This window comes from Nocardia sp. NPDC024068 (assembly GCF_040638875.1).
Lineage (GTDB): Bacteria > Actinomycetota > Actinomycetes > Mycobacteriales > Mycobacteriaceae > Nocardia.
Genome location: NZ_JBEZYU010000019.1, coordinates 80,211 through 91,854 on the forward strand (window position 1 = coordinate 80,211; position 11,644 = coordinate 91,854).

At 68.2% G+C, this 11,644-nt stretch carries 10 protein-coding genes and 1 pseudogene; 5 read left to right on the forward strand and 6 right to left on the reverse strand.

The window, feature by feature from the left end; all coding sequences use genetic code 11:
- Nucleotides 1-33: 33 nt before the first annotated feature.
- The 5 genes from AB0F41_RS17225 to AB0F41_RS17245 are packed head-to-tail and all read right to left on the reverse strand — an operon-like array spanning nucleotide 34 to nucleotide 5,559.
- On the reverse strand, nucleotides 34-798 hold the full coding sequence (locus tag AB0F41_RS17225) for an SDR family oxidoreductase (RefSeq protein WP_357424792.1): 765 nt from the start codon (nucleotides 796-798) through the stop codon (nucleotides 34-36).
- Between the two features lie 41 nt (nucleotides 799-839).
- Nucleotides 840-2,537 (reverse strand): iron ABC transporter permease, encoded by a 1,698-nt coding sequence (locus tag AB0F41_RS17230; RefSeq protein WP_357424794.1) that lies wholly within the window; start codon nucleotides 2,535-2,537, stop codon nucleotides 840-842.
- Complete coding sequence (locus AB0F41_RS17235) at nucleotides 2,537-3,700, reverse strand: ABC transporter ATP-binding protein (RefSeq protein WP_357424796.1); 1,164 nt, start codon at nucleotides 3,698-3,700, stop codon at nucleotides 2,537-2,539. The genes AB0F41_RS17230 and AB0F41_RS17235 overlap by 1 nt, the downstream gene beginning before the upstream one ends.
- A gap of 1 nt (nucleotide 3,701) precedes the next feature.
- Nucleotides 3,702-4,484 (reverse strand): SDR family oxidoreductase, encoded by a 783-nt coding sequence (locus AB0F41_RS17240; RefSeq protein WP_357424798.1) that lies wholly within the window; start codon nucleotides 4,482-4,484, stop codon nucleotides 3,702-3,704.
- Between the two features lie 37 nt (nucleotides 4,485-4,521).
- Complete coding sequence (locus AB0F41_RS17245; RefSeq protein WP_357424800.1) at nucleotides 4,522-5,559, reverse strand: extracellular solute-binding protein; 1,038 nt, start codon at nucleotides 5,557-5,559, stop codon at nucleotides 4,522-4,524.
- Nucleotides 5,560-5,680: 121 nt separating this feature from the next.
- On the opposite strand from AB0F41_RS17245, the gene AB0F41_RS17250 reads away from it, so the two are divergent.
- Both AB0F41_RS17250 and AB0F41_RS17255 read left to right on the forward strand, forming a co-directional pair.
- On the forward strand, nucleotides 5,681-7,627 hold the full coding sequence (locus AB0F41_RS17250; RefSeq protein ID WP_357424801.1) for an NAD(P)-binding protein: 1,947 nt from the start codon (nucleotides 5,681-5,683) through the stop codon (nucleotides 7,625-7,627).
- A gap of 75 nt (nucleotides 7,628-7,702) precedes the next feature.
- Nucleotides 7,703-9,088 (forward strand): FAD-dependent oxidoreductase, encoded by a 1,386-nt coding sequence (locus AB0F41_RS17255; RefSeq protein ID WP_357424803.1) that lies wholly within the window; start codon nucleotides 7,703-7,705, stop codon nucleotides 9,086-9,088.
- On the opposite strand, the gene AB0F41_RS17260 is transcribed toward AB0F41_RS17255, so the two are convergent.
- Nucleotides 9,015-9,662 (reverse strand): nitroreductase family protein, encoded by a 648-nt coding sequence (locus AB0F41_RS17260; protein ID WP_357424805.1) that lies wholly within the window; start codon nucleotides 9,660-9,662, stop codon nucleotides 9,015-9,017. The two genes, AB0F41_RS17255 and AB0F41_RS17260, sit on opposite strands and share 74 nt — an antisense overlap.
- Before the next feature lie 149 nt (nucleotides 9,663-9,811).
- Here AB0F41_RS17260 and AB0F41_RS17265 point away from each other — a divergent pair, with 149 nt between their 5' ends.
- The 3 genes and pseudogenes from AB0F41_RS17265 to AB0F41_RS17275 all read left to right on the forward strand — a co-directional run.
- Nucleotides 9,812-10,267 (forward strand): MarR family transcriptional regulator, encoded by a 456-nt coding sequence (locus tag AB0F41_RS17265; RefSeq protein ID WP_357424807.1) that lies wholly within the window; start codon nucleotides 9,812-9,814, stop codon nucleotides 10,265-10,267.
- Nucleotides 10,268-10,459: 192 nt separating this feature from the next.
- On the forward strand, nucleotides 10,460-11,536 hold the full coding sequence (locus AB0F41_RS17270) for a hypothetical protein (RefSeq protein WP_357424809.1): 1,077 nt from the start codon (nucleotides 10,460-10,462) through the stop codon (nucleotides 11,534-11,536).
- A gap of 12 nt (nucleotides 11,537-11,548) precedes the next feature.
- Nucleotides 11,549-11,644 (forward strand): annotated as a pseudogene (locus AB0F41_RS17275) (short-chain dehydrogenase); the annotation flags it as partial.

Below are 11,644 nucleotides of genomic sequence, written 5' to 3' on the forward strand. Positions count from 1 at the left end.
TCACCCTCATCCGATGAAGATCTCCGGATCGCTTCAGGCGCAGGTCCAGCCGCCGTCCACATACAGTTCCGTACCGGTGACGAAGGTGGCATCGTCCCCGGCCAGGAACGCGACCGCGGCCGCGACCTCCGCCGCCCTACCGAGCCGGCCCATCGGAGTCCCGGCCAGCATCCCCCGGTGCCGCTCGGTCCCCTCGTACCGCTCGAGCAGCTGTTCGGTCTCGATGAACCCCGGGTGGATCGAATTCACCCGGACTCCCTTCGTGGCCCAGTGCAGCGCGGCGTTCTTGGTCATCGTGCGGACCGCGCCCTTGGCCGCCGCGTAGGCGAGGCTGTTGCCCAGTCCGCCGACGGTGCCGAGGATCGAGCAGAGGTTGACGATCGAACCGCCGCCGCTGTCCTCGATCAGGGCGCCCGCGTGTTTCATCCCCAGCCAGGTCCCGGTCTGACTCACTTCGACGACCCGGTTGTAGCGGTCGAGGTCTTCGTCGACCACCGAGGCCAGACTGCCGATGGCACCATTGTTGACCAGCGCGTCCAGCCGTCCGTACCGATCGCGCACCGCGGTGACGGTATCGCGCCATTCGTCCTCACGGGCGATATCGAGGGGGCGGGTGAGGTGCCGGGCCGGCCGGTCCAGCCCGGCGACCAGTTCGGCACAGGCGGCTTCGCCGAGATCGGTCACCACCACCGTGGCGTCCTCGGCGGCGAGGCGGCGCACGATCTCGACCCCGATCCCGCCGGTCGCCCCGGTCACCAGTACCACTTTGTCGCGGAGTCTGGATGCTCCCGTTGCCATTGCGGCCCTTTCTGTTCCGGTACCGGCGGGGTTGTCCCGCCTCACAGTTTGTTCAGCACGTTCCGCCCGCCGACCAGCATCGCGACCGCGACACCGGCGGTGGTCACCGCTGTCATCAGCAGCGCCATGGCGGCCACCAGCGGGTAGGACCCGTTCTGCCACAGGTCGAACAGCAGGGTGCCCATCACCTGGGTGGTCGAGGCCCGCACCAGAAGCGACGCGGCGAATTCGTGGGTGAGCAGAATGAACATCAGGGCGACAGCGCTGAGGATGGTCGGCCGCATCAGCGGCAGCATCACCCGCAGATTCGTCACCAGCGGGGACGCGCCGCTGGTCGCGGAGGCCTCGCTATAGGTGTTGCCCAGCGCGAGCATCGCCGTCATCTGCATCCGCACCGCGTACGGCAGCATCAGCACGATGTAGACCAGAATGATCACCGTCCTGGTCCCGTACAGGATCAGAGGCGGTTCGGTATAGGTGAGCAGGAATCCGACACCGAAGATCACGGCCGGGATACCCAGCGGTAGCGCGGTCATCAGATCGGCGAGCAGGGCCAGCACCTTGAACCGGCGCCCACGGACCAGCAGTCCGGCCATCAGGTATCCGAGCGGTACGCAGATCAGCACGGCGGCCAGCGAGGTCGAGACACTGGTCAGCACCGATTCCACGATCGCGTTGTCGGCGGCGAGGGCACGGAAGTTGTCCAGCGTGAGCAGATCCCACGACAGCGCACCCGACCAATACGGCGTCAGGGAAACGATGACCAGACCGATCAGGGGGATCACCAGGGCGAACAGTGCGTAGACGAGGATGGTCGCGGTGGCCCACAGGGAGCGCCCGGCCGGCGGGGCGAACGCCTTACCGCCGTGGGTGACGAACCGGGATTGGTTGCCCAGCAGACCTTTCTGGATCAGCACCAGGGCCAGTCCGAAGATCACCAGCGGCGAACCGGCGGCCGCGGCCGCGGCGAAATCCGACGGCGATTCCGATACCCGCCGATACATCTCCGTGGTCAGGACCTTCACACCGTAGTTCTGTCCCAGCAGCAGCGGTCCGGTGAACTGGCCCAGGCCCAGCAGCAGCGCGATACCACCGCCGTAGATGAGAGACGGGCGCAGCAGCGGCAGCACCACCCGGAAGAAGACCCCCACCGTCGAGGAGCCGCTGATCTGCGCGGCTTCCAGATGTTCCGCGCTGATGTTCTGCATACCGGCGCTGACGAACAGGTACACGAACGAGGTCAGGCCGAAACCGGTGAGGATGATGATCCACGGCACGGTATACACATCGATGGGCCCGGTATCCGAACCGCTCCACCACGGCAGTTTCCGCAGCAGCACATTGAGGTATCCCGGCCCCGGGGACAGCAGAAACGCCCAGCCCACGATATTGGCGACCGCGGGCATGACGATCGGCAGGACCGGAATGATCCGCAGGAACCCGAGCCGATCCGGCAGCCGGCTCGCGGCAAAGGCGAGCAGGGTGCCGAGCACCATCGCGATCACCAGCGATCCCAGCGCGAGCGCGACGGTGGTCCGGATGGTCTCGGCGATATCGAAGCGCGTGTACTGCGCCCGATAGCCGCGCGCACCGTCGGCGAAGGCCAGCGACTGCAACCGGATCATCGGCAGCACCACCAGGTAGCCGAGCACCGCCAGCAGCGCGAGATAGCCCAGGCGCGAACGCCATTGCGCGGGGAGGGTGAACGACCGGGAGGCGGTGGTGGTCACGGTGGCCATCAGGCGTGCCCTCCCGCGTTCACGGCCACCGGCTCCGGCGCCGCGACCGGAGTCCCACCCGGGGCCGCGAAGACCCGCAGCGCGGCCGGGGAGAAGCTGACCACCAGCGGCGCACCCGGGCTGCTCCCTCGCAACGCGGCACTGTGCTGGGCCGCCGGCGCCCGCAGAATCAACTGATCACCGCCGGTTTCGACCGTGACATCGAAATACCGGCCACCGTATTCGTAGGTCACGAGTTCGGCGTGCAGGGCCACATTGCCCAGCGGCACCTCGTCGGCCGTGGCGTGCAGCAGGACATCGTCGGGCCGCAACCGCGCCACCGCACTACGGTGCTCATCGGCCGAATCACGGATCACCGCATGCGTCAGATCGATGGAATCGCCTGCCGCCGTGGCCCATCCGTCGTGGCCCCGGCGCAGCGACAACCGGTTGCTCATACCGATGAAGGCGGCCACGTAGTCCGATACGGGATTCTCGAACACCCGCTCCGGTTCGTCGTACTGCTCGATCTTCCCGGATTTCATGATGGCCAGCCGGTCGCCGAGGGCGAACGCCTCGGCCTGGTCGTGTGTGACGAACACCGCGGTGAATCCGAGCCGCTGGTGCAGCTGGTGGATCTGGGAACGCACCTGATCGCGCAGGCGTGCGTCCAGATTGCTGAGCGGTTCGTCGAAGAGCACCAGATCCGGTCGCGCCACCAGACCGCGGGCGACGGCCACCCGTTGCTGCTGGCCGCCGCTCAACTGCGCGGGGTAGCGATCGAGCAGTGCGCCGCAGTCGACCATTTCGGCCGCGGTCTCCACCGCGCCCTCCGCGAGGGCCTCCTTCATCTTGCGGACCTTCAGCGGGTAGCGGATGTTGTCGCGCACGGTCATATGCGGCCACAGTGCGTACGACTGGAACACCATGCCGATATTGCGTTTGTGCGCGGGCACGTTCATTCGGGCGGCAGCGTCGAAAACGGGACGATCCTTGAACGCGATCGAACCGCCCTGCGGATTCTCCAGCCCTGCCAGACAGCGCAGCGTCGTAGTCTTGCCGCATCCGCTCGGCCCGAGCAGCACGAGGAATTCACCTTCCTCGATGGTGAGATCCAGCTGATCGACGACGGTGTTGGCGCCGTAGGTCTTGGTGAGGCCGGAAACGGTGAAATTCGACGTCATCTCATGCCTTCTGGGTCGAGAGTTTCGGGGTACGGACACCGGCGGCGGTCCCGCCGTCGACCAGGAGGTCTGTTCCGGTGACATAGCTGCTGGCCGCGGTCGCCAGGAACGCGATCACCGCCGCCACCTCCGCCGGCGAGCCGCGGCGCTGCATGGGAATACTGCGGACGTAGGTCTGCATATCGTCGGTGGCGAAACCCGGGGCCGAGGTGATCTCGGTGGTGATACTGCCCGGGCACACCGAATTGACCCGGATACCCTGTTCGGCCAATTCCAGCGCCGCGACCTTGGTCAACGCCCGCACACCGGATTTCGCCGCACCGTAGGCGCCGAGTTCGGCGGTCGCCAGAACACCGCGCAGCGACGAGACGGTCACGATGGCCCCGCCGTCGGTCATGGCCGCCGCCGCGGCCCGCAACCCGAGGAAGGTGCCGACGAGGTGCTGGTCGATCATCCGGCGGAACTGGGTGAGAGTGGTCTGTGCCAGCGGCGCCTTCAGCGCGGTCCCGGCACAGTTCACCAGCACGTTCATCCGGTGACCGGCCCGTTCCATCGCGGTGACGGCGGCCTGCCAGTCGTCTTCGTCGGTGACGTCCAGGTGCTGATAGTGCGCGCGTGGTCCGAGATTCGAGGCCCTTTTGCTGCCCGCGATATCGTCCACGTCGGTGAGGTAGACCGTCGCGCCCTCGGCGGCGAACAGTTCGGCGGTCGCCCCGCCGATCCCTCCGGATGCCCCGGTGACCAGCACGTGGGTGCCGTGCAGGGGCTCGGCCCTGGTGTCCATGCGTGTCCTTTGTCGGTCGGTGTGAATCGGAGCCGGATCAGTTCTGGAAGCGCCGGGCCCATTCCTGGGAGTACTGGGTGATCTTGTCCGGGGTCAGGTCGGCGGTATCCGGGGCGGCGATCTCCTGTGCCTGCACGACCGCCCCCGGGATATCCGGCAGTGCTGCCGCGTAGCCCTCGTTCAGGGCGGCCTGTCCCTCCCGGGTCGTCATGAAATCGACCAGGACCTGCGCCGCGTTCGGATGCGGCGCGACGCTCACGACATGGCTGTACCAGGGTGTGCCCCACGGCTGTGGGGGCAGCGCCCAGCCGACGGGCGCGCCGGCCGCCACTTCGGTGACCAGCGGTTGCACCGAGGGGGTGACCGCGATCTCGCCGGAGGTGAGCGCCTGGGCGACACCGAGCGCGCTCGGATAGATACGCGGCTTCAACTCGGCGATCCGATCCCAGAAGTCCTCGCCGTAGGCCCCGGCGTAGAAGCGATAGAGATCGACGTAGGAGGCGATACCGGTGGGGTTGACGATGCCGATCTTCCCGCGATATTTCGGATCGAGGAGGTCGCGCGGGGAGCGTAGACCGCCGGGCACGGTGCCGGTGTTCCAGCCGAGTGCGAATACGGCCGCGCTGCTCAGCGCGAACCGGTTCTCGAGCACGCTGGTCTCCGGCCGGTATTCCGGGGCCCGCAGATGCGGGCCGACCAGGTCGGTGGAATAGCTACCGGATTGGGCCGCGTTGGCGATCCATGTCGCGTCGGTGAGCATATGGACGTCCGCCGTACCGCGTCCGGTGCGGTTCTCGGTTTCCACCCGCGGGTTGATATCGGCGTCGGTACCCCGGACGAACTCCAGATCTATCCGCGGATACTGCTTTTCGAACGCTGCCTCGAGCCGCTCCAGATTGGCGGGCTTCTGGCTCGAATAGAGCAGGACGCTGCCCTCTTCACCGGCGGCCGCCTCAACATCGGACCAGGCGCCCGAGACGGGTCCCGTGGCGCCCGGACTCGCGCCGCAGGCCGCAATTACCGAGGTGACAGCGAGGGCTGCCGCGGCCGCCGTGGCCTTGAACAACAACTTCATGGTGCGAATACCCACATCCCGCAGAACTGAACTGATGTCAGTTTGAAACTATGCCAATCCCATTGTGGTGTCAATCACTGTGTGGCAATAATATGAAGTGAATCCAGTTCAAGGAGGAACGGTGCTCTCCCCTCATATGTCGTCCCCACTGCGGATCGGCCCCCTCACCCTGCGCAACCGGCTCGTCGCCACCGCACACGGATCGGGCGTGGTCAGCGGGGGTGTGGCCCAACCGGGGGACGACGACTACTGGCGGCGCTGCGCGGCCGGGGGCGCCGCCATGGTGATCACCGGCGGCACCGTGGTGGGTTCGGACTCGGGAAACCGGACCGGCAATATCACCGACGCGTCGGACCCGGCGGGTCTACCGGGCCTGCGCCGCCGGGCGAGCGCAATCGCGGCCGAAGGCGCGATACCGGTCTGCCAGCTGGTCCACCTCGGCCGGGAGACACTGGGCGCGGAGATCTGGGAGCATCCGGTGGCGCCGTCGGATATCCGTTCGCCCCGCGAACCGGTCCGGGCCCGCGTACTCTCCGACGACGATATCGAGGAGATCATCGCGGCCTTCGCCGTCAGTTCCCGGCATGCCACCGCCGCGGGGTTCGCCGCGGTGGAACTGCACGCGGCGCACGGGTACCTGCTGGCCCAGTTCCTGTCCGCCGCGTCGAACACCCGCCCGGACGCGGCCACGATCGCCGGACGGGCCGCGATACTGCACCGGCTGCACGCCGCGATCACGGCGGCCTGTCCAGACATTGTCCTGGGCGTACGCCTTTCGATCGACGGCGCCGAGGAAGCGGGTATGGATGCCGGCGGCCTGTGCGAACTGCTGCCGCTGCTGGGCATGTTCGACTACATCAATGTGACGGTGGGCGTGCGCGCCACCTATGTCCGCGATATGGCGACCGCCGAACCTCCACTGCTCCCCGTACTGCGTCGATTACGCGCCGCCACCGACCGGCCGCTGCTGGTCTCCCAGGCGTTCCGCAACCGGACCGAAATCGAGGCCGCTCTCGGCGCGGGCGCCGATATGGTCGGGATGGCCCGCCCTTTCATCGCCGATCCCGATATCGCGGTGAAACTGCTGCGTGGCGAGGACAACCGGATCCGCCCGTGTGTCTCCTGCAACGAGGACTGCCGATCGTTCACTCCGGTACTGCTCTGCTCGGTCAATCCGGTACTGGCGCCGCCCGGCCGATCAGCTCGTCCGGCGCGGCCACTGCAGTTCGGTTCGGCACCCGATCGCGCGGCGCGAGTGGCGATCGTCGGCGCGGGACCGGCCGGGCTGGAAGCGGCTCTCCGATTGGGCCCGACCCGTGCCGTCACCGTCTTCGAAGCGAGTCGCCGGGTCGGTGGACAGTTGCGCACCGCCGCGCAGGCGCCGAATCGGGCCGGCTGGTCGGCGCTGCTGCGGTACTACCAGAACAATCTCGCCGGTGTATCGCTGGAATTGGGATATCGGGCCCGCCCGGCCGATCTCACCGGTTTCGGCGAGGTGATCGTGGCGACCGGCGCGACCGAAACCCCCACCCCCGGCACCGCGACGACCACCGCGGCCCTGTTCGATCCCTGGCAGATCTGGCCGGGTGACCGGGTGGTGGTCGTCGACGACGGATTCGGCTACTGGCCCGCTCTCGGGGTGGTGGAGGCGGCGCTGGCGGGCGGAGCGAAACAGGTCACCGTGCTCGTGCCGGGACCGGCGGTCGCCGCGGGGATCCCCGCGGAGAGCCGGGTCCAGCTGCGTAAGCGCTTGATCGGCGCTCCGGTGGACTTCGTCGTCGATGCCGTGGTGTCGGAGGTAGCGCGGGACGCGTCGGAGACCGTGGTGACCTACCGGAATCCGCTGTCCGGCCGCATCACTCGGCTGGCCTGCGATCGCGTCGTGGCAGCCGGGGAACGGCGGTCCACCGGCCGGGCGCCGTTCCAGCGGGAGCTGCCGCACGCACGGGTGCAGATCATCGGCGACGCGGTGGTTCCCCGCCGGGTATCGCATGCCGTGGCCGAGGGGTTCGCCGCCGCGGCGGCCGTGATCGGCAGCGCCACCCAACCCCCTGCACGGACCGGGTGACCCGTACCGAGCCCCACGCGGCCGATTCGGATCCACCGCGGGCACGGGCCCGCGAATCGAGCGAACGAGGAAGCGATGACACGCACAATCGAGACAGATGTACTGGTGATCGGCGCGGGGATGGCCGGGCTCACCGCCGCGACCCGCACACTCGACCGGGGCCGCTCGGTCGTGGTGGTGGAGAAGGCCGAGGCGGTGGGCGGGTCGGCACGGTACGCGGGGTACGCGTGGACCGCGCCCACCCGCGCGGTGATGGACGAGGTGAACCCGGACGGCGATCCCGCATTGCGCCACGCACTCGTCGACGGGTTCGCCGGTGCGGTCGAGTGGATCCGCGCTCTCGGTGTGCACTGTGGCGAGCCGGTACCCGTGCTGCGCTACGGGATCGGCCATCAGTTCGACACCAACCAGTACATCGACGAATGCCGGCGCCGGATCACCGCTGCCGCGGAGTTGTTCACCGGCACCGAAACTCTCCAACTCCTGACCCGCGATAACGAGGTCACCGGTGCACGGGTGCGGCGACCGGACGGCGCGGAGATCGACATCCACAGTAGGGCGGTCGTTCTCGCCACCGGCGGGTTCCAGGCCGACGGCGAACTCGTCGCCGAATACATCCATCCGCAGGCGCCGGATATGCAGGTACGATCCAATCCGGCGAGCGCCGGTGCCGGGCTGCGCCTGGCCGAGAGCGCCGGTGCCGCCACCGGTAGCCCGCGTTCCGGCTTCTACGGGCATCTGGTTCCCACCGGCGTCCCCTTCCGCGACCCCGCCGATTTCGTGGCGCTGTCGCTCTATTACAGCGAGCACGCCCTCCTGTTCAATCTGGACAATCAGCGTTTCACCGACGAAACCCTCGGCGACCACCTCACCGCCATGCGGCTCGTCGAGCAGCCGCAGGCGCGCGGGCTGCTCGTCGCCGACGAGCGGGTGTACCGCGAGTGGGTGCTCGGTAGTTATGTCGAAGGCGCTGTCGCGGTGGACAAATTCGATCTCACCCGGCGCCGATCCGGCCGTTGCGGAACGGCCGAGACTCTGGAGGATTTCGCCTACCTTCCGGCGGAGTGGGGTTACGACGGGGCGGCGATCGCCGAACAGATCCGCGCGGTGAACGCGGCCGGGGACGCGGTGACCCCCGCGCGCACCTACGACGCGCATCCGCTGGACCGGGGCCCGTACTACCTCATAGAAACCTGCCCGGCACTGACCTTCCCGTTCCACGGCATCCGAATCGACGCGGCCGCCCGCGTGCTCTCCACCGCGGGCAACCCGATCGAGGGGCTGTTCGCGGCGGGGTCCGATATCGGCGGTCTCTACCACCACGCCTACGCGGGCGGTATCGCCCCCGCCCTGGTCTTCGGCCTGACCGCGGCCGATACCGCCGCACTCACCACCGATTCCAGTGCAGCACCTGATCGCGACCGATACGCGGCGCCGGGCGGAAGTCGGTACCGAGGGTGAAAGCGAGCGGAATCAGGGCCGCCAGCATCACTTCGTCGTAGGGGACGCCCAGGACGGCGGCCAGTTCGCGTTCCAGCGGGCCCTGCGCCGTGGTCCAGACGGTGCCGAGTCCGCGGTCCCGGGCCGCGAGCATGAAACTCCAGACCGCGGGCAGGATGGAGCCCCAGGTCATGGACTGCTCCAGCACGCTCGCGTGATCGGTGCGGCCCTCGACGGCGGGGATCACGAAGGCCGGTACCCGGTGGATGTTGTCGTAGAGGTGCTGGAATCCTTCGCCGATGCGCTGGAGCGACCCCGGATGGGCGTTCATCCGGCGGAGATCCTGCCCGGTGAGCGGTCTGCCGCCGCCGGCCCGGGCCGCCGCGCGGAAGAGGGCGGCGACTTCGGCCCGCTGTGCGTTGTCGGTGACGACGAGGAAGTGCCAGCGTTGCCGATTCCGGCCCGTGGGCGCCTGGGTAGCGAGGTCGACGCATTCCTCGATGAGGTGCCGCGGCACCGGCCGGGTGAAATCGAGTCGTTTGCGCACCGCGCGGGTGGTGGACAGAACGTCCTCGGCGGACAGGTTCAGCGACATCGGGCGGTCTCCTATTCCGGAGTGAGCGGATATGCGGCGATTCCATCTGCCCACAAATCATCTTTACCAAGATTGATTTCGACCGTAGGGCGGCAGATGATCTACTGTCAAATGATCTCTACACAGATGATTGTGCTAGCCTGGCGATCATGCCCGCCAGGACATCGGCCCCCGACCGGGCCACCTACTTCCCACAGTTGGCCGCGGAACGCCCGGATATCGCGCTGTGCCGCGCCTCGACCGTGGTGGCGCGCGCGGCGGAGACGGCGGCCCACGAACACGGGATCGGAGTCGGCCAGCATCTGGTGCTGAAAATGCTCGCCGCCGTCGGACCGCGCTCGCAGCAGGCGCTCAGCGAGGAGTTGCGCATCGATCGCAGTGTCATGGTCGGTATCGCCGATGAACTGGAACGATCCGGATATATCCGGCGCGAACGCGATCCCGCGGATCGGCGCGCCTACGCGGTCACACTGACCGCGGCCGGCCGGCGGGCACTGACGCAGGCTGAGAAGTACATACCGGAATTCCTCGACCGCACCTTCGCCGCCCTCACCACCGCCGAACGCGACCAACTGGCGGCTCTACTGGGCAAACTACTGACCTGAGGCGCGAGCACCACAGCGGGGACCGGGACGACCGGAGTCCCGTCGCGGCGCCGTCCGCAAGATCGAGCCCCGCCGACCGGCGCGGGCACAGCCGATTCGGTGCCGGATCCTCGCCCGATGCCGGGGTATTCTCGCCCTCCGAGCCCTCGGGCCCGGTGCAGGTGTCGATTCCGAAGTCGCGGAAGGACCGGCATGAGCGCGATGCCCGAGACCCGTAGCACCCGGCGGCGCACCCGGATCATGCGCAACGCCTACGGCAGTACGGTCGCCGAAACCTTCCTGGTCATCGCGATCACGACCATTCTGGTGACGCGGGCCTATCTCGCCGTCACCGACTATCCGCAGGTCGGCGGCGGCTCACTGCATATCGCGCACGCCCTGTACGGCGGGGCGGCCATGATGGTGGCGCTGCTGCTCGGCTGGCTGCTGCTCGGTACGAGCGCCCGGGTCGCGGCCGTGGTGATCGGCGGTATCGGGTTCGGCCTGTTCCTCGACGAGGTCGGCAAGTTCGTCACCTCCGACAACGACTATTTCTACGGTCCATCGGCAGAGATCATGTACGTGCTGGTGCTCGTGATCCTGGTCGCCAACCGGCTGGTCCGGGTCCTGCGGGCGCCCACGGCCGACGAGTACCTGGCCAATGCGGCCACGGTCGCGGCGACCGGGATGGCGGGCGGGTTGCCCGCGCATCGGCGGGCCGCGGCGCACGCGATGCTCCGCCGCGCCGAGGAGGGCGGCGCCGATCCCGCGGCCCTGCACGGCATCCGGTTACTGCTGGACGCGGCGGAGCACCGGGCGGACCGGCTGTATTCGGTGCAGCAGTTCCTGCCCCGGCTCGTCCCCGGATTCTTCCGCAGTCCACGGTGGGTGCCGGTGATCGGCTGGTCCCTGGTCACGGTATCGGGGGCGGGCGTGGTCACCGGGATCATCGCGCTCGCGGCCGGCGGGATCGCCCTGAAAGCGCCCGACACCACCTTCGATATCCAGCGGATGGGGATCGCCGAGTTGATCCTCTTCGTCAGCGCCTGCCTGACCTTCCTGATCGCGACACCGTCCATGGTCCGCTACCGCGGCGACGGTGCGCTGTGGCCGCTGCAGACGTTACGTATCGCGGCCCTGATCTTCACTGTTCTCAACGCTTTCGCCGAGTTCGCGACCGAAGGATTCGGCGCCCTGATCTCGGTCGCGGCCGGGCTGTTCGCGATGGCTGTGCTGTCCTATCGGATCACCGTCCGGGTCGGAGCAACGGCGGCAGCCGGCTCCGGGTAACCCCACCCACGAGCCGGTATTCCGCAGGCGTCCTATGCCGCGAGCAAGGCCGGACTGTCCGGACTGACCGCCGAACTCGCCGTGCAGTGGGCGCGCCATTCCATCCGG